The organism is Glycomyces tritici, assembly GCF_030403505.1.
Genome location: NZ_JAUEMJ010000005.1, coordinates 289,590 through 307,370, shown reverse-complemented (window position 1 = coordinate 307,370; position 17,781 = coordinate 289,590). Strand labels below are relative to the sequence as shown.

Annotated in this window: 17 protein-coding genes and 2 pseudogenes; 6 read left to right on the top strand and 13 right to left on the bottom strand. The window is 69.5% G+C overall.

What is annotated here, in order from left to right; all coding sequences use genetic code 11:
• The first annotated feature begins 43 nt into the window (after positions 1-43).
• From QWI33_RS18245 to QWI33_RS18235, 3 genes are read left to right on the top strand one after another with little or no spacing between them, the layout of a single operon-like run.
• Complete coding sequence (locus QWI33_RS18245; protein ID WP_289958577.1) at positions 44-1,717, top strand: extracellular solute-binding protein; 1,674 nt, start codon at positions 44-46, stop codon at positions 1,715-1,717.
• Positions 1,714-2,700, top strand: coding sequence for an ABC transporter permease (locus QWI33_RS18240; RefSeq protein WP_289958576.1), 987 nt, complete (start codon positions 1,714-1,716; stop codon positions 2,698-2,700). The genes QWI33_RS18245 and QWI33_RS18240 overlap by 4 nt, the downstream gene beginning before the upstream one ends.
• The gene (locus QWI33_RS18235) at positions 2,697-3,587 is read left to right on the top strand and encodes a carbohydrate ABC transporter permease (RefSeq protein ID WP_289958575.1); all 891 of its coding nucleotides are present in this window, start codon (positions 2,697-2,699) and stop codon (positions 3,585-3,587) included. Before QWI33_RS18240 ends, QWI33_RS18235 begins: the two co-directional genes overlap by 4 nt.
• Here the strand turns inward: QWI33_RS18235 and QWI33_RS18230 are convergent.
• The 10 genes and pseudogenes from QWI33_RS18230 to QWI33_RS18190 form a co-directional block, all read right to left on the bottom strand.
• On the bottom strand, positions 3,584-3,985 hold the full coding sequence (locus QWI33_RS18230; protein ID WP_289958574.1) for an arsenate reductase ArsC: 402 nt from the start codon (positions 3,983-3,985) through the stop codon (positions 3,584-3,586). The genes QWI33_RS18235 and QWI33_RS18230 overlap by 4 nt on opposite strands.
• On the bottom strand, positions 3,978-5,060 hold the full coding sequence (gene arsB, locus QWI33_RS18225) for an ACR3 family arsenite efflux transporter (RefSeq protein ID WP_289958573.1): 1,083 nt from the start codon (positions 5,058-5,060) through the stop codon (positions 3,978-3,980). Before arsB ends, QWI33_RS18230 begins: the two co-directional genes overlap by 8 nt.
• Positions 5,057-5,443, bottom strand: a complete 387-nt coding sequence (locus tag QWI33_RS18220; RefSeq protein WP_289958572.1) for an ArsR/SmtB family transcription factor — start codon at positions 5,441-5,443, stop codon at positions 5,057-5,059. The genes arsB and QWI33_RS18220 overlap by 4 nt, the downstream gene beginning before the upstream one ends.
• A gap of 297 nt (positions 5,444-5,740) precedes the next feature.
• Positions 5,741-6,520, bottom strand: coding sequence for a MerR family transcriptional regulator (locus QWI33_RS18215; protein WP_289958571.1), 780 nt, complete (start codon positions 6,518-6,520; stop codon positions 5,741-5,743).
• A 4-nt stretch (positions 6,521-6,524) separates the two neighbouring features.
• The gene (locus tag QWI33_RS18210) at positions 6,525-7,340 is read right to left on the bottom strand and encodes an alpha/beta fold hydrolase (protein WP_289958570.1); all 816 of its coding nucleotides are present in this window, start codon (positions 7,338-7,340) and stop codon (positions 6,525-6,527) included.
• A gap of 86 nt (positions 7,341-7,426) precedes the next feature.
• Positions 7,427-7,534: pseudogene (locus QWI33_RS18205) on the bottom strand (transposase); the annotation flags it as partial.
• Positions 7,535-7,627, bottom strand: a pseudogene (locus QWI33_RS29590) (IS5/IS1182 family transposase); the annotation flags it as partial.
• Positions 7,628-7,655: 28 nt separating this feature from the next.
• Complete coding sequence (locus QWI33_RS18200) at positions 7,656-9,698, bottom strand: alpha/beta hydrolase family protein (protein ID WP_353895513.1); 2,043 nt, start codon at positions 9,696-9,698, stop codon at positions 7,656-7,658.
• Positions 9,699-9,965: 267 nt separating this feature from the next.
• The gene (locus QWI33_RS18195) at positions 9,966-10,475 is read right to left on the bottom strand and encodes an AAA family ATPase (RefSeq protein WP_289958567.1); all 510 of its coding nucleotides are present in this window, start codon (positions 10,473-10,475) and stop codon (positions 9,966-9,968) included.
• 21 nt (positions 10,476-10,496) lie between these two features.
• Entirely contained in the window at positions 10,497-11,987 is a 1,491-nt protein-coding gene (locus tag QWI33_RS18190; RefSeq protein ID WP_289958566.1) for an NAD(P)-binding domain-containing protein, read from the bottom strand.
• Positions 11,988-12,089: 102 nt separating this feature from the next.
• Between QWI33_RS18190 and QWI33_RS18185 the strand changes: the two genes are divergently transcribed.
• Positions 12,090-12,443, top strand: coding sequence for an ArsR/SmtB family transcription factor (locus QWI33_RS18185; protein ID WP_289958565.1), 354 nt, complete (start codon positions 12,090-12,092; stop codon positions 12,441-12,443).
• Between the two features lie 67 nt (positions 12,444-12,510).
• Here QWI33_RS18185 and QWI33_RS18180 read toward each other — a convergent pair whose 3' ends face one another.
• Entirely contained in the window at positions 12,511-13,143 is a 633-nt protein-coding gene (locus QWI33_RS18180) for a GTP cyclohydrolase II (RefSeq protein WP_289958564.1), read from the bottom strand.
• Positions 13,144-13,234: 91 nt separating this feature from the next.
• Between QWI33_RS18180 and QWI33_RS18175 the strand changes: the two genes are divergently transcribed.
• Both QWI33_RS18175 and QWI33_RS18170 read left to right on the top strand, forming a co-directional pair.
• Complete coding sequence (locus tag QWI33_RS18175; RefSeq protein ID WP_289958563.1) at positions 13,235-13,714, top strand: MarR family winged helix-turn-helix transcriptional regulator; 480 nt, start codon at positions 13,235-13,237, stop codon at positions 13,712-13,714.
• A gap of 145 nt (positions 13,715-13,859) precedes the next feature.
• Positions 13,860-15,377, top strand: coding sequence for an alpha/beta hydrolase (locus QWI33_RS18170; protein WP_289958562.1), 1,518 nt, complete (start codon positions 13,860-13,862; stop codon positions 15,375-15,377).
• A gap of 50 nt (positions 15,378-15,427) precedes the next feature.
• Here the strand turns inward: QWI33_RS18170 and QWI33_RS18165 are convergent, their stop codons facing one another.
• Both QWI33_RS18165 and QWI33_RS18160 read right to left on the bottom strand, forming a co-directional pair.
• Positions 15,428-16,483, bottom strand: coding sequence for a glucose 1-dehydrogenase (locus tag QWI33_RS18165; RefSeq protein ID WP_289958561.1), 1,056 nt, complete (start codon positions 16,481-16,483; stop codon positions 15,428-15,430).
• 360 nt (positions 16,484-16,843) lie between these two features.
• A complete protein-coding gene (locus QWI33_RS18160; protein WP_289958560.1) occupies positions 16,844-17,773 on the bottom strand; it encodes an alpha/beta hydrolase in 930 nt (309 codons plus the stop codon).
• Between the last annotated feature and the right edge of the window lie 8 nt (positions 17,774-17,781).

The following is a 17,781-nucleotide window of genomic DNA, read 5'->3' as shown; positions in this document are numbered from 1 at the left end:
CATTTACCGGCGAATCCTGTATCCCCCAACGAAAGGCATCGCCATGGGCGACACCTCAAGCAACGTCCCCGCGTTCCGAATCCAGCGTCGCGGCCTGTTCCAGGCCGGCGCCGCGGGTGCGGTCGCAGCCTCCCTCGCCGGGTGCGCGGCCCTCGAAGAAGGCCCCGAAGGCACCGCCGCCGGGTCCGACGAACTCGCGGAACTGCTCCCGAAGTACACGCCGTACGAAGGCGGCATCGAACCCGACCTGCCCGGCCAGCCCGACGGCTCCGTCACCCCCGGGTACCTCTCGCGCCCGGCCGAACCGGTCACGGCCGTCACCGAACCCGTGATGACCACCGGCGAGGAGATCACCGCGGTCACTCCCCTGTGGAACCCGACGCCGCCCGGCCTGCCCGACAACTCGTACTTCACCACGGTCAACGAGATCCTCGGCGGCACCGTCGTCTTCAACATCGCCGACGGCAACAACTACCTCGACAAGATCACCACCACCCTCGCCAGCGGCGACGTGCCGGACATGTTCCAGATCCCCGGCTGGGAGATCGTGAACCTCTCCGACTTCAGCGAGGCCGCGAACGAGCTCTTCGCCGACCTCTCCCCCTACCTCGCCGGCGACAAGGCCGCCGCGGACTACCCGCTCCTCGCCTCCTACCCCACGGCCGCCTGGGCCATGGGCGTCTTCGGCGGCAAGCTCCTCGGCATCCCCTGGGAACGCGCGCCCTACACGAACGCGCTGTTCGCCCGCCAGGACATCCTCGACGAACTCGGCCTCGAGCAGCCCACCAACCTCGAAGAGCTCCTCGCGATCGCCGAAGAGGTCAACGACCCCGGCAAGAACCGCTGGGCGTTCGCCAGCCTCGACCAGACCGTCCAGGAGGCCATGGGCGTGCCCACGCTCTGGAAGGTCGAGGACGGCAAGCTGGTCCACAAGTTCGAGACCGAGGCGTTCGCCGCCGCGATCGAGTTCACCCGGCAGGTCTTCGACAAGGGCCTCGTCCACCCCGACTACGTCGCCGACCGCAACACGAACTCCAAGGAGATCATCGGCTCCGGCCAGGCTGTGTTCTACGAGGACGGCCTCGGCGCCTGGCACGAGATGTACCAGACCTACCGCAACGTCGAGGGCTTCAACCTCCAGGTCGTCGACCCGCTCGCCCGCGAGGCCGGCGGCACGCCCACGATCTGGCGCGACGACCCCGCCGGCATGTTCACCTTCATCAAGAAGGACCTCTCCGAGGAGCGCATCCAGGAGTGCCTGCGGGTCGCCAACTGGTGCTCGGCACCGTTCGGCACCGTCGAGTACGACCTGGTCTCCGACGGCGTCGAAGGCGTCCACTTCACCATCGACGCCGAAGGCGTGCCCCAGCGCACCGACCTCGGCCAGACCGAGGTCGCGCCGACCTACATGTTCCTCTCCGGACGCTCCAACGCCAACAACCGGTTCCAGTACCCCGGCATGGTCGAGCGGCTGCACGAGTGGGAGACCAACGCCGCGCCGTTCCTCGACCCCAGCCCCTTCCAGGGCCTGCGCGTCGAGATGCCCTCCGACCTCTCCGCCGAGAACGAGCCGATGAAGGACGCCCACCACGAGATCTACCGCGGCCAGCGCGACGTCGCCGCATGGACCCAGATCGTCGAGGACTGGCGCGCGAAGGTCGGCGACTCCGCCCGCGAGTACTACACCAAGGTCGCGAAGGACAACGACCGCCTGTGAGCACCGTGACCGAGCAGGAGTCCCCGGCCGAGCAGGCCGGGGACTCCCCCAAGCGGAAGGCGAAGGCCAAGGCGCACTGGCGGGAGCGGCTGCGCCGCGACTGGCCGCTGCTCCTCATGGCCGCGCCGATGATGATCCTGGTGTGGGGGTTCTGGTGGATCCCGACCCTGGGCAACGTGGTCGCCTTCCAGGACTACAAGCCGTTCACCGGCGGCATCCTCGGCTCGCGCCTGGTCGGGTTCACGCACTTCCAAGTGCTGTTCGCCGACTCGGAGTTCCTGCGGGCCATGGTGAACACGCTGTCGATCACCGCGTTCCAGCTGGTGTTCTACTTCCCGGTGCCGATCGCGCTGGCGCTGCTCATGCACTCGATCGCGTCCGAGCGGCTGCGTTCGATGCTGCAGAGCGTGGTGTACCTGCCGTACTTCTTCTCCTGGGTGCTCGTGATCGCGATCTTCCAGCAGATGCTCGGCGGGGCGGGCCTGCTCTCGCAGATCCTGCGCTCCAACGGGTTCGACGGTGTGGACTGGATGACCGATCCGGACACGTTCATCCTGCTGGTGACCTCGCAGGCGATCTGGAAGGAGGCCGGGTTCGGGGCGATCATCTTCCTCGCGGCGCTGGCCGCGATCGACCCGGCCCAGTACGAGGCGGCGGCGGTGGACGGGGCCGGGCGCTGGAGGCGCCTGTGGCACATCACGCTGCCGGGGATCCGGCCGGTGATCGTGCTGCTGCTGATCCTGCGGCTCGGTGACGCGCTCAACGTCGGGTTCGAGCAGTTCTTCCTGCAGCGCAGCGCTGTCGGGTCGCAGGCCTCGGAAGTCTTCGACACGTTCGTGTACTACAGCGGCATCCGCACCGGCGACTTCGACTACGGCGCCGCCGCGGGGCTGTTCAAAGGCGTGGTCGGGCTCGTGCTGATCCTGGCCGCCAACAAGTTCGCCCACATGCTGGGCGAGCGGGGGGTGTACTCCAAATCATGAGTTCTCGGAACCGTCCCGCTTGGGAAGAGAAGCCGACTGCCGCCGGACTGGCGGCCAAGGGCGCGAGCATCGTCGTGATCGCGCTGCTGATCCTGTTCCCGCTCTACACGATCGCTTTGACGAGCCTGTCGAGCGGGGACACGGTGAACCGCGTCGGCGGGCTCGTGATCTGGCCCGGCGACGGGGTCACGTTCGAGGCGTACGAGCAGATGTTCCGCAACCCCGTGGTGCTGCGGTCGCTGGTGGTCTCGCTGGGGATCACGGCGGTCGGGACGTTCATCAGCGTCGTCGTGTCGATCCTGGGCGCGTACTCGCTGTCGCGGCCGGGGTCGTTCGGGCACAAGACGATCCTGTTCTCGGTGCTGCTGATGTTCGTGATCTTCCCGGGCCTCATCCCCGTGTACCTGTGGGTGAGCGCGATCGGGCTGCGCGACAACTACCTGGCGATCATCCTGCCGATGGCCGTGTCCGCGTTCAACGTGGTGGTGCTCAGGGCGTTCTTCATGAGCATCCCGCAGGAGCTGTTCGACTCGGCCCGGATCGACGGCGCCGGGGAGTTCCGGGTGCTGTGGCAGATCGTGACGCCGCTGTCGAAGGCGGTGATCGCCGTGGTCACGCTGTTCTACGCGGTGGCCTACTGGAACAACTGGTTCAACGCGTTCCTGTACCTGGACGACACCGGGAAGTGGCCGCTCGCGCTGGTGCTGCGCACGTACGTGGTGGAGTCGGCGCCGCTTCCGCAGGCCTCGGGCCTGCAGGACGCGCCGCCGACCCTCGCGGTGAAGATGGCGATCGTCATGATCGCGATCATCCCCGCGCTGATCATCTACCCGTTCGTGCAGAAGCACTTCAAGAAGGGCGTGATCATCGGCGCGGTGAAGGGTTAGGGAAGCAGTTCCTTGAGCAGGGCCTCTACGCGGGCCTTGATCTCATCGCGGATGACCCGGACGGGCGCGATCCCCTGCCCGGCCGGGTCGTCCAGCTTCCAGTCGAGGTAGCGCTTCCCGGGGAAGACCGGGCAGACGTCGCCGCAGCCCATGGTGATGCACACGTCGGAGGCCTCGACCGCGTCCACCGTGAGGATCTTCGGCGACTGGTTCGCGATGTCGATGCCGACCTCCCTCATGGCCTCGACGGCGATCGGGTTGACGCTCTCGGCGGGGGCCGAGCCGGCCGAGCGCACTTCGACGCGGCCTTCCGAGAGGTGGGCGAGCCACCCGGCGGCCATCTGGGAGCGGCCGGCGTTGTGGACGCAGACGAAGAGGACTGACGGCTTCTCAGACATCGATGGTGTTCCTTTGCGGTCGGGCGTTGAAGAAGCGGCGGGCCCACAGGCTCACGTAGACGAGGCCCACGAGCACTGGGACCTCGATGAGCGGGCCCACCACTCCGGCCAGGGCCTGGCCGGAGGCGGCGCCGAAGGTCGCGATGGCGACGGCTATGGCGAGTTCGAAGTTGTTGCCCGCGGCGGTGAATGCGAGCGTCGTGGAGCGTTCGTAGCCGAGGCCGACGGCCTTCCCGAAGAGGAAGGATCCGGCCCACATGAGCGCGAAGTACACCAGCAGCGGCAGCGCGATGCGCACGACGTCCATGGGCCGGTCGAGGATCGCCTCGCCTTGCAGGGCGAAGAGGACCACGATAGTGAAGAGCAGGCCGTAGAGGGCGAACGGCCCGATCCTTGGCAGGAACCGCTCCTCGTACCAGTCGCGGCCCTTGCGGCGTTCGCCGATGCGGCGGGTCAGGTACCCGGCCGCGAGCGGGACGCCGAGGAACACGGCCACGTTGAGGGCGATCTCCCAGCCGGAGACCTCGAGCCCCGTGGCGTCCAGGCCCAGCCAGCGCGGGAGGGCGTCGAGGTAGAGCCAGCCGAGGCCGCCGAAGGCGATGACCTGGAAGACCGAGTTGAGGGCGACGAGGACGGCGGCGGCTTCGCGGTCGCCGCAGGCGAGGTCGTTCCAGATGATGACCATCGCGATGCAGCGGGCGAGCCCGACGATGATCAGGCCCGTGCGGAATGCGGGCAGGTCGGGCAGGAAGATCCAGGCCAGGGCGAACATGAGCGCGGGCCCGACGAGCCAGTTGAGGACGATCGAGGAGACGAGGAGCCGCTTGTCGGCGGTGACCGAGTCGAGCTTGTCGTAGCGGACCTTCGCGAGCACCGGGTACATCATGAGCAGCAGGCCCGCGGCGATCGGGAGGCTGACGCCGCCGATCTGGACCGCGTTGAGCGCCTTGCCGACGGCCGGGACCCATTGGCCGAGGGCGATGCCCGCGAGCATGGCCGCGCCGATCCAGACGGGCAGGAACCTGTCGAGCGTCGAGAGCCTGGCGGGGGCCGCGGTGGCGAGGTCGGCGCTCACGCGTGGCCCTCCTGCGCGGCGGCGGGCTGCGGGACGGCCAGCACGGTCGAGAGCAGGCCGAGCGCTTCCGCGCGGGCCCGGTAGTAGACCCAGGTGCCGCGGCGTTCGGCCGTGACGAGCCCGGTCTCCTTGAGCACCTTGAGGTGGTGGGAGATGGTGGGCGCGGTGAGGTCGAACGCGTCGGTCAGGTCGCAGACGCAGACCTCGCCGCCCGCGTGGGAGGCGATGAGCGAGAGCAACCGCAGCCGCACCGGATCGCCGAGGGCCTTGAAGGACGGGGCGAGCCGCTCGGCCTGGTCGGCGTTGAGCGGCTCGCTCACGAGGGGCACACGGCAGTCGTCCAGATCGCCGCGAACGACGAGGTGAACAGGTTGCTTCGACATGCGCCTATTTTGGCAGACGTCTAATCAAGCGGCAACGAGGCTCCCGCTCGCTGAGACCACACCTCCACCTGGGCGAAACCGCGCCAGCGAGGCCAGTGGGCCTGCGGCGTCGTCCCGTTCGGCTACAAGACGACCCACGGCGCTTAAAGGCCGAGCCACGGGCCTCGCCCCGAACCCCGATACTGCGCAGCGGGCGATGCAGATGACCGCGAAGCGGCTGGAGGGCTGGTCGTTCCAGAAGATCGCAGACCGGTGAACGAAAACAGGGAGTGCCTTGCGGAAGGTGAGAGCGTGGCGTCATTGGCGGGGGATTGAGACGCCTGCGGCTCGGAGTTTCGTCTCGATCAGCGCGGACAGGCGGGCCGAAGTCGGCGACTGGTCGTCGCCGTAGCTGCGGATCATGCCGTATCGGGCGGCGTTGTCGTCGGACCTGACTTGGAGGCTGGTAATGATCTGCAACAGTGCGGGATTGGCCAGAAAGTGGTCGGCCACAGCGGTCGCGAGTCCCTCGATCCGAGGGTCGTCCGGCTCCCAGGAAGCGGCCTCCCCCTGGCGCTTGACCAAGGCGATGAACCTGGTGTCGCCCAGGGCGTTCTCCACCTGATCGAGGTAGTCGTCGAACCCGTCGGGAACCAGCGCTCTGGCCAGCACCAGACCTTCCCGGGCGATCGCCACGTCCTCGGAGGGAATCCCGAACTCGTCGGCCCGGTCCAAGAGCGCGAGCGCGCGGTCAGGGAGCAGGGCCTGATCGCCGTCGGCGAGGCGGTGCAGCATCCCGCGCCTGGCGATCAGTTCCTCGATCCGTTCATTGAGGCGCCGCTCGACATCGGCGAGCGCCGTCGCGAACTGCTCGGCGTCGGCATCCAGCATCGGCCCGATCTCGGCCAGCGGGACGCCGGCCTCGGCCAGCGTCCGCACCCGGACCAGGCGAAGCAACTCGGCGGACCCGTATCGGCGATACCCCGAGCGGTCGCGTCGAGGTTCTTCGAAGAGTCCGAGCTTGTGGTAGTGCCGCACGGTCTTCACCGTGACGCCGGCGAACGCCGCCGCCTGGCCGATCGTGATGCCGCCGCTCATGAGCTCAGTGGACCTCCTGGTCGAGGATGGCCGAGATCTCGCGCACCGCGTCGGCCACGGCGCCGGAATCGTTTCGCAGCACCTTCTCGTGGTTGCTCGCGACCTTAGCGCTCACCTGCACGTTCGGGTGAGCGGCGAGCACCGGCCCGAGCGTTGCGCGCATCGCCTCCATCGATTCGGCGCTGCCGCCGGTGTTGCCGCCGGAGGCCACGATGAAGCGCACCGGACAGGTCACCTTGCCGTAGACCGGTTCGATCCCCGCGACGATCTCGTTGAGTTCGATGTTGATCTCGGCGTGCTGAGCAGCGCTCATCCGCGCAGCCATCCCCAGCGGGCGGGCCAGCGGCAGCGCCAAACGCATCTGGTGGAACGTCCGCCGGATGTACTCCCGGTTGGCCTCGCCGGTCAGCCCCCACGGGTAGGCGCCGTCGACCGAGACGACCCCGGCAGCGCGGTCGGGGTTCCGGGCGGCCCAGTGCACTGCGAGTACAGCACCGTAAGACCAGCCCACCAGCAGCGGCCGGTCCACATTCCTCGCCTCCAGGACGGCGTCGATGTCACGCAGGCACGCTTCGAACGAGTAGTCCGCCGACCGCTGCGAATCGCCCCGGGCGCGCTCGTCGAAGGTGAGGTGGCGCCATGCGGACCCGAGGTCGGCGATGACCTTCCGCCAGTGCTTGTGGTTCGCGTACGAGCCGTTGAGGTAGACCACGGGCCTACCGGTACCGCCGGTGTCGTGCACCGCCAGTGCCGTGTCCTCGAGGGGGACCATGCCTGACCAGGCCGAAAGGGTTGCGTCGGGTGAGTTGGTGTTGTCCATGCGGCCAGTCTGAGCCCTGACCCAAGGTCAAGGTCAAGCCCGCGAAGCAATCAAACAGTTTCCGCAGTTCAGGCGGCCCGAAGAGCTTAGAGCGTGTCCCAGTTGGCGAGTTTCTTGTAGCAGGTGATGGCTGCTGCGAGGGTGAGGAATGCGGCGAAGAGGTGACCGTGGCGCTCGTATCGGATGGTGAGGCGCAGGCTCGCTGCACCCACGATCGCGCGCGACCAGTCGATGTCGTCAGCCTCGCCGAGCCGGTCGAGGACGTCCCGATGGAGCCTCGCCCACAGCGGCGGCGGTCTGAGGAGGTGGTGCCGGTCAGCGGGTCGAGGTGAACCGGATGTCGTCTACGAGCGCTGAACCGTCCCTGGAGCCGTCGAATACCAGTGACACCGTCTGGAGGTTCGCGGGGTCGAGGGACGATTCGGTTGATGTGAAGAAGCCCAGTGGCACGATGTAGGTCTGCAACACCGGCTCGGTCAGGGCGGTGGGGTGCATCCAGGCGGCCTTCAGATATTGGGCGCTCTGCAAGTGTTCGAGGGGCATGATGTCGGCGAGGGGCAGCTCGGCCGATACGCCGGCCCGGTCGGTAAGCCGCACCGTCACCGCGTCGGCGAGGTGCGATTCCTCGGTCAAGGCCACTGCGTCGAACACGACCTCGCTTGCCGTGCCGGGGCCCGCCTCGGCGGTGACCTGGGGGTCCTCACCCCCGGATTGCCATTCGAGCGATAGGACGCTGTCCTCACCGGGGCCGCCGCGCAGCGGCAGGGGGATCTCTTCCGCTGTGGTGAACCCCGATGCCGTGGGCGCTGCCGCGGGGTGTGTCGTAGCGTCGGTGAACTGATTGACGTATGCGGTTTCGGGAAGGAAGGCCGAGGCGGCCCGGTGGTCGCGGAGCAGTGATGCCTGGGACTGGTCCTCGGTCAACGTGGTCCGCAGGAACGAGGACGCGTAAACCTGGGCGATGCGCTGCTGATCCTCCGGCGCGATGAGCGCTTCAGTGTCGAGGAAGTGCTTGGGGATGCCGTTGCCCACGTCGTACCGGCCCCAGCGGCTGTTGAACTGGCCGTGGTTCGCCCCGCCCGCATAAAGGACGGCTTTCAAGTAATCGCCCTCGCCGGTGAACGACACCCGCTCGTACTGGTCGAGCCCTCCAAAGGAGGTGACGTCGGCGTCGTAGGAGCCCTGGACGGCCAGGTAGTTGACGTCTTCGAGCTGGATCGGCCCGTCCTCGGGAAGGTACTGGCGGTCCGAGGGCGCCAGCGCCAGGAGCGACCGGATGCCGAAGTCGTGGCCGAGTGCGACCGTGCCGTCTCCGGGAAGGCTGTCGTGCCCGTTCAGATAGGCGGCCAAGGCGATCGCCTCGCCACCGCGTGAGTGTCCGATCAGGCCGATGCGCTCCATGTCGACGCGGCCGGTGAACGGCGACGTGCCGTCCTGGCTCCACTCGCTCCACACGCGGAGGTGTTCGAGCAGCAGCCAGCCGCGCGCGACGTCAACGCCCGTGAGGCCGCCGGAGCGGTCGAGCGGACCGGTGTTGAGGAAGTTCTGGTCGACCGCGGCGGTGATGAAGCCCTGACTGGCGAGCAGTTCCGCAAGGTAGGCGAACCCGTCTTCGGAGGCCGTCGCGTTGCTCTTGTTGCCGTGGGCGATGAGCACCAGCGGGAAAGGGCCATCGCCTTGCGGGTACCACACTCTGCCGTTGAGCGGCAGGTGCTCGATATCGAAGCCCCACAAGGATGTTCGCTGCTCGCTCCAGCCCGTTACGATCCCGGAGGCGTCGATTGCGGGCGTCTCCAGATCGACCGAACGTCCGTATGCCTCCCGCAGGTCGGTGCCGCTGCCATAGACGAGTTCGGCGACCTCGAACGGGCCCGGCGCTGCCGGGTCCTGCTCGACCGCTGCGATCGGGTCGCCGTCATCGACGGGCGCGGGTCCGCCTTGGCTGGAGGTGAGCAGCCAGAGCGTCGGCGCCGCCAGGACGACCAGCGCCAGGACGAGCGCCAGAACGGGGCGCCCGAACCCTTGAGCCGGTCGGGATCGCAGGCTTCCGAGGGACCCCCCGAGCAGGGAGGCGCCCACGGAGAGCACTGCGATGGTGGCGAGCCAGGCGGTCATGCTCGCTCCGGCGCCGAGGGTCGCCAGCAGGATCAGGCAGGCGCCGAGTGTCCACAGGTAACTCCACGCGAGCGCCTTGAACCGTCCCACGGTGACGAACAGGAGCGCGGTGACGAGGCCGGACGCCGCCACCGCGATCAGGATGTTGATCGCAGTCTGCGAAGCGAGTACCCCTGCGGTGCCGGGCACGTGCTGATCCCCGGTGCTCCACCCGACCACCACAGCGGTCCCGAGAGCGAGCATCACCGCTGCCCCATGCCAAGCCGGCCGCGGCTGCTCGCTGACGCGTCCCCATCGACGGAACCCCCGCCGAGGGCGCGGCTCGTGCTGCTCGGACTCGGCCACGTCGCGGTTGCCCGAGTGTCGAGTCATCCGTCTGCGAAACATGAGCTTGAGGCTATCCAGGTCAGGGCGGGACCGGTCCCGGCCGCCCGCCGGGCGTTGACATTGGACAATATTGCCCCTGGTAGGGCGGTTTACCTTTGGAAATGCAACTAGTGAAACCGTCTCCTACGGGCAGCCGAGGGCGTGTTGCAGGAGCCGCGTCATCACGGCGTCCAGGGGCGCGTCGGTGTCGATCTCCAGGGTCGCCCCTGCGCGCAGGAGCGGTTCGACCTCGGCCTGGTCGCGCAGTGCGCGCTCCAGCTGGCCGGGGTGCTTCCCGTAGTCGTTGCCGGTGCGCGCCAGGAGCCTGCGCCGCACGACCGCCGGTGCGGCGCTGAGGAGGACGACGCGGTCGAAGTCGGCGCGGAAGCGGCCCTGGTTCTCGACGCAGCCGCTCACGAACAGCGCCTCGCCCTCCGCGTCGTCCCTGCTGGCACTGTCGAGCAGTCGCCGGATGCGGGCCTCGTTCCAGACCCAGCCGGGCTCGGCGGTCGGCTTCGGCGGCTCCACGTCGGGCCCGGGCGAGCAGTAGCCGCCGTAATCGGTGTCCACCGCCGCATGGCCGCGGGCCGCGAGTTCCGCGACGACGGTGGACTTCCCGACCCCTGATACTCCGGTGATGAGCACGCGCTTCATCCCGCCAAGCTAACAGGCGGGTCAGCCGCAGCAGCCCGACTGCAGCTGGGGCAACTCGACCCGCTCCCCCGCGCGGCCGTGGAGGACTCCCGTGGCGAGCCCCCGGGCGCCGACGGTGACCGGCTCGGGTTGCGCAGTGCCGCAACCGGAGTCGGCGCTCGTGCCGCACCCTGCGTCGGCGTCAGCGGCGGCGGTGGTGCCGCAGCAGCCCGCGGACTCCCCCGCGTCGGCGATCGAGGTGGCGTCGAGTGCCCGGCTGGAGGAGCAGACCCCGGTCTCGGGCAGCTCCAATTCGACGGCGTCGGCGGCCTCGCGGTCGCCCGCGAGGGCCGCGGCGATGGACCGCACCTGCTCGTACCCGGTGGCCAGCAGGAAGGTCGGCGCGCGGCCGTAGCTCTTCACACCGGCGATGTAGAAGCCCTCGTCGGGGTGGGCGAGGTCGGCCTCACCGTGCGGCGGAACCGTACCGCAGGAGTGGAAGTTCGGGTCGATGAGCGGGGCGAGCTTCGCCGGGGCCTCCACAGTGGCGTCCAGGTCCAGGCGCACCTCGCGCAGCAGTTCGAGGTCGGGCCGGAAGCCGGTGGCGGCGGCGACGTTGTCCGCCTCGATCGCCACGGCGAGGCTGCCGGTCTTCCCGGTCACGGTCACCGATCCGTCTGCGGCCGTGTCGAATCCGGCGATGGTGAACCCGGTGACCAGTTCGATCGCACCCGACTCCACGAGGGCCTTGAGCCGGGTGCCGATCGTGCCGCGCGCCGGTAGCGCGTCGGCCGAGCCGCCGCCGTAGACCTTCGCGGCGGACGGGCCCCGCACGGCCCAGGTGATCTGGGTGCCCGGTGCGGTCTCGGCGAGTTCGGCCAGCACGATGAGGGTGTTGGCGGCCGAGTGGCCCGCGCCGACGACGAGGGTGCGCTTGCCCGCGAAGCGGGCGCGGTCAGCGCCGAGGACGTCCGGGAGCGGACCGGCCTGCCACGACGCGTCGGCGGTCTCGCCCGCGGCGGGCAGGCCGTGCGCGCCGAGCGGGTTGGGCCGGCCCCAGACGCCCGACGCGTCGATCACCGCATCGGCGACCACATCGGACCATGCGCCCGCGTCGCTCACGGTGCGCAGCAGGTAGGCCCGGCCTTCGCGGCCGATGGTGTGCGTCTTGTCCGCGTCCACCCGGCTCACACCGGTGACGCGGGTGCCGTAGCGGACATGGGAGCCGAGTGCGGCGGACAGCGGCTCGAGATACCGCCCGATGAGCTCGGCGCCGGTGGGCAGGCCGTCGGCGTCAGGCTCGGTCCAGCCGGTGCCCTCAAGGAGTCGCCTTGCGGCCGTGTCGATGTCGAAGCGCCAGGGAGAGAAGAGGCGGACGTGGCCCCACTGGCCGATCGCCGCCCCGGCGCTGGGGCCGGCCTCGAGCACGATCGGGGTGATGCCGCGTTCGAGCAGGTGGGCGGCGGCGGCCAGGCCGACCGGTCCGGCCCCGATGACGGCGCAGGTGGCGGCCGGGCGGGTGGTGAGAGACATGGTGACCTCCTTGCAGTGGTCGCGCCGATCGCGATCACATCAACTGATGTAATTAATACCAGCGATTGCTGTTGATAGCAAGTTCTGTGGTTTACTTGATCCATGAGCCGCCTGATCGAGATCGAGTTGACCGACGTCACCGCCGAGTCCGACGAGAAGCTCGTCGAGCGCGCCCGCGACCTCGCACCCCAGTTCAAGGCCCTCGCCGACGAGAACCGGCTGGCGATCGTGATGCTCCTTTCCGAGCGCGACCGCACCGTGCGCGAGCTCACCGAGGCGACCGGGCTCGCGCAGACCCTCGTCTCCCACCACCTCGCGCCGCTGCGCGAACTCGGCCTCGTCACCGTGACCCCCAAGGGCCGCAGCAACATCTACGCCCTGTGCTGCGACGCCTTCACGGGGCCGATGCGGGCCCTGGCCGGCCTCTCGACCGCGACCGGACCAAAAAGCTGCTGAGTCAAGGGCTGCTGAGACACGCGAAAGGGCCCCGCATCATCGCGATGCGGGGCCCTTTCGGCGTTCGTCAGGCGGCGAGGCCGGCCAGTGCGATCGTGTGGCCGGTGCGCTCGACCTTGGCGCTCAGGTACCGGACGTTGCTGCCGGTCGCGAAAACGCCCGTGGGGACGGTCGCGGTCACGTCGGCGCCGAGGTCGCGGAGCTGACGGGCCTTGTCGGGGTTGTTGGTGAGCAGCTCGAACGGGCCGGTGCCGAGGGCCTCGAGCATCTGGGCCGCGGCGGTGTAGTCGCGGCCGTCCTCGGGCAGGCCCAAGGCGGCGTTGGCCTCGTAGGTGTCGAGGCCGCCGTCCTGCAGGGCGTACGCGTCGAGCTTGTTGTACAGGCCGATGCCGCGGCCCTCCTGCCTCAGGTAGAGGAGGACGCCGCCGCGTTCGCTGATGCGCTCGACGGCCTCGCGCAGCTGGGGGCCGCAGTCGCAGCGGGCCGAGCCGAAGACGTCGCCCGTCAGGCATTCGGAGTGGAGGCGCACGAGCGGCGCGGTGCCGGGGGCGGGGTGGCCCAGGACGAGGGCGAGGTGCTCCTGGCCGTCCGCGAGGCCTTTGAAGGTGACGGCCTCGGCGGTGGTCGCGTAACCGTCGGGGAAGGTGAGGGGGATCGTGACGCGGGTGCGGACCGCGGCGGTCGCGTGAACGGTTTCCATGTCGTCTCCGATGCTCGACCGTTTCAAATTTGAACTGCTTTGATTAAGGTACAGTTGAGTTCAAATTTGAACAAGGAGTTAGGCTGGAGGCATGGGTCACACGAATTGGCTGAACGAGGAGGAGATGAGCGCCTGGATCGCGTTCATCTCGGCGGCGACCCTCGTCGACCGCGAGCTCGACCAGCAACTCAAGGAGGACATGGGCCTCTCCCACCTCCAGTACCAGATCCTCATGACCCTCAACCGGGCCGAATCCGGCGCGATGCGCATGACCGAGCTGGCCGAGCGGATCATCAACTCCAAGAGCGGCCTGACCTACCAGATCGGCCAGATGGAGAAGGCCGGTCTCGTCACGCGCCGCCAATGCGAGTGGAGCAAGAGCGGCGTCCTCGCCGAGATCACCCCCGAGGGCCGCGCGACCCTCGAGCGCGCCGCGCCCGGGCACGTGGAGGCCGTGCGGGAGGTCCTCATCGACGTGCTCACGCCCGAGGAGCGCAAGGCCGTGGCCGACGGCCTCGGCCGGGTCCGCGACCGCATCGCCGAGCGCAAGCAGGGCGGCACCTGCTGGTAGCCGCACTGCGGAAAACCGGACCACCGAAGGTACAGCCTGCGGGATCCCCAGCGGGGCAACACCTTTCATAGACTCTCAGTGGCAAAAGGAACTACCGGGTCGCCTCCCCGCGATCCGGTGCACTTCGGGCAGAAGGACTTCCTGCATGAGAGCAACCACCCGCCTCCTCGCCGCGGCCGGTTCGGCCGCGGTCCTCGCGATCACCCTCCTCACCGCCGCGCCCGCCGCCGCGGGCTCGGCGCACCACGGCATCGACTGGCAGCCCTGTCCCGACGCGGACCCGGCCGAAGCGGTCGAATGCGCCACCATCGAGGTCCCCCTGGACTACGACCGCCCGCGCGGCGAGAAGATCGAGATCGGCCTGGCCCGCAGGCAGGCCGCGAACCCCGACGAGAAGCTCGGCACGATCCTCATGGACCCCGGCGGGCCCGGCGGTTCGGGCGTCGGCGACCTCCAGCAGTACAACCCGCTCACCGGCGAGGCCGCCGAGCGCTTCGACATCGTCGGCTTCGACCCGCGCGGCGTCAACACCAGCACGCAGGTCCGCTGCGGCGTCGACGCCGTGGCCGCAGTGGACGCCGTCGGCGTCCCGACCGACCCTGACTCGTTCGAGGCCCTCGAGGACGCCAACGCGGCGCTCACCGAGGACTGCCGCGAACGCACCGGCAAGCTCTTCGACCACGTCTCGAACCTCGAGACCGTCGAGGACATGGAACGCATCCGCCGCGCGCTCGGCGAGGGGAAGCTGAACTACCTCGGCTTCTCGTACGGGACCATCATGGGCCAGCAGTACGCCGAGGCCTACCCGCGCAAGATCCGCACCATGGTGCTGGACGGCAACATGGACCACAGCCTCGAAACCGTGTGGGACTTCATGAGCACCGAGACCGCGGCGGTCGAGGAGAACTTCGCCGCGTTCACCGCCTGGTGCGAGGGCGCGCCCGAGTGCGCGCTTCACGGCGAGGACGTCAGAGCGCTCTACGGCGACCTCAAGGCGAAGGCCCGCGCCGGGGACCTCATCGACCCCGACACCGGTGAGCCGCTGGACTTCTACGCACTGTCCATGCAGTACACGTTCGCCGCGAACTCCCCGCAGGCGTGGCCGAGCCTCGCCGAGGCGTACGTCGCCATGCGCGACGGCACGCCCCTCAGCGGACTCGCCGCACTCCAGGAGGAGGACGAGCTGGAGCACCTGTACTACCCGGCCTGGTGCCAGGACTACGGCTGGGAGATCGAGGACTACGAGGAGCTGGCCGAACTCCAGCGGCGCCTGACCGAGGAGTACCCGAACGTCGAGTGGAGCCCGTATGACAACCATGCGCTGACCTGCGTCGGCTCCGGCATCGAGCACACCAACGAACGCGAGGAGCTGGACGTCGACCACGCCCCGCCGATCGTGTTCATCGGCAACGAGCACGACCCCGCGACCGTGTACGACTGGACGCTGGCCTCCGCCGAGCAGGCCGACGGGCACCTCGTCACCTACGAGGGCTACGGGCACACCGTCTACGGCGGCATCTCAGCGTGCATCGACGACGCCGTGAACGCCTACTTCGTGAACCGGACCGTCCCTGAAGAGGGCCTGAGCTGCCCGAACCTGGACTTCCCGGGGATGGACGCGCTCAGCGACCGGCGAGTGCCGCGCACCGCCGGCCCCTTCTAGCGCCGATTGGCAGCGGCGGCCGGGCCCCCCAGCCCGGCCGCCGCTTTCCCTTACCCCCCAGTGAGGTCGATGACGACTTTCACGTCGTCGGGTTCACCGCGGAAGGCCTCTTCAAACCGGCTCAACGGCACGCGGCGGGTGATGATGCGGCGGAGCCAGTCGCGATCGGCCTCGGCGAGCTGCCGGGCCGCCTCCGCATAGTGGTCCAGATTGGCGTTGACCGTACCGAAGACCACGTCGTTCTCCAGCACGATCTGCCGGTTCACGCCGCCCGCGTCGACGTCGGCCGTCCGGCCCGCGGCCGACACGCCCGTGAGGCAGGTGATCCCGAAGGCGCCCGTGGCGCTGATCGCGTCGAACACGAGCTCGGCGACACCGGTGGCCTCGATGACGATGTCCGGCTTGGCCGCGGCGACCGCGGCGGCCATGCTCTCGTAGTGGTAGGCCGCGCCGAGGTCGGCGACGAGCTTGGGCTTGGGCCCGTGGTCGTTATGGTCGTAGACGTGAACCTCGAGTCCGCGCCGCGCCCCGATCAGCGCGGCGAGCAACCCGATCGGGCCCGCCCCGGTGACGAGGACCGACTTCGGCTCGAACCACGCGCGGGAACCGATCCGGTCGATCTGGTCCCAGGCCTTGGCGAGCACGCTCATCGGCTCCAGCAGCACGCCCACATCGGACAGCTCCGGGTCGAGCTTGACGGCGTACTCGGCCTCGACGGTCCACAGCTCGCTGCCGTACCCGTCGAGCTGCTTGATGCCGCGCTCGGTGTAGTCGCCGTTGCGGCACGAGTCGAACTGGCCGCGGGCGCACGCGCCGCACGGCTCCGGGTCGGGGCGGCGCACCACGCCGACCACCAGGTCCCCCGGCGCGAAGCCGCTGCCCGAAGGAGCGGTCTTGACGCGGCCGAGCGACTCGTGCCCGATGACCATCCGGTCGGCGCCCTCGGGCGCCCAGCCGTACTCGCCGTTCGCGAGCTCCTTGTCGGTGCCGCACACGCCGAGTGCGAGGCCCTCGACGAGCAGCCCGCCCTCCCCCGGCTCGGGGTCGTCGATCTCGGCGAGCTCCAGAGTGCCCTGCTTCCCAGGGGCGAAGGTCAACGCGCGCATGGCGGTCCACTCCCTCTCATCGAGCTCGTGCGCGGGCCGCACGGCACGCCGGCAGGGAGCATCCGCTCATGGTCCTCGATGCGCGAAGCCATAACGTCCCACTCCCTCCAAGGCGGCCGGTCCTTCGTCCCGCTCGGCTACCCAGCCGGGCCGGGTGTATGCCTGCGGTGGACCAGATCACCGGCGCCGCCGGGCGGGATCCGCCGACCGTGGGAGCGCACGGCGACCGGTGTCGCCGGTACCCACCATGCCACGGATCAGGCGCCACCGCAGGTGGATCGGGTCGAAGCGGTCGGCGGAGGGCAGGCGCGCCCGCGCTGCGGGAGGGCGGGCGGGCCCGTCGTCAGGAGTCGGGTCGTGTCAGGCCTGGAGGCCCTTCACGAAGAAGTCGAGGGAGTGCGAGACCTCCGGGAGGCTCGGCGCGTGGTTCAGGTGGCCGTGCGTCATGCCCAGGGCCACGTAGGACTCGACCGGGACGCCGACCTCGCGCAGCTGGCGCTCCAGCAGGTCGGCCGAGGCGCGCAGGTCGTCGTACTCCGAGACGACGAGGCGGGTGGGCGGCAGGCCGTCGAGCCGGGCCGCCCCCGGGAGCGCGTTCGGCGGGATGTCGCTGATGCGGCCCACGTAGTTGCGGACCATCCCCTCGACCCCTTCGGCCTCGAAGCGGAACGGGAGGGCCGCCATCTCAGCGCTCAGCGCCGGGCTCAGGGCCGGGTTCGGATAGTGCGCGAAGGGATAGGCGAGGAGCAGCACGTCGGCGGGGCGGCCGCCGAGGTCCCTGGTGCGCAGCGCGGTCGTCAGCGCCAGCGCCGCACCGGCGCTGGCGCCGCCGAGGCCGATCGGGGCGCCTTGGGGCAGCGGCTGCTCGCACCACCAGTCCCAGGCGACGAGCACGTCGTCGCTGGGCACGGGGTACTTGACCGTGTCGTCGGCGAGCCGGTAGTCCACCGAGGCGACCGCGACGCCCGCGCGGCGGGCGAGCTCGATGCTCACGACGTGGGCTTCGAACATGTCGAGGTCGCCGTACTTGAAGCCGCCGCCGTGGCACCAGAGCACCGAGCCGGCGAGCTCGCATTCGGGGCGGTAGAGGCGCAGCGGGATCGGGCCGTGCGAGCCTTCGATCACGGTGTCCTCGATCGCGACGCCGGCGGCGTCCCAGGCGAGGGCGTCACCGATGTACTCGCGCATGTAGGCCTGTGCGAGCGCGTCTTTCGCCGCTTCGGTCTCGCCTGGTGCGGTGGCCTGCTCGAGGCCTCGGAACATCGTGGTGAAGTACTCGTCGACCGGCAACGCCGCCT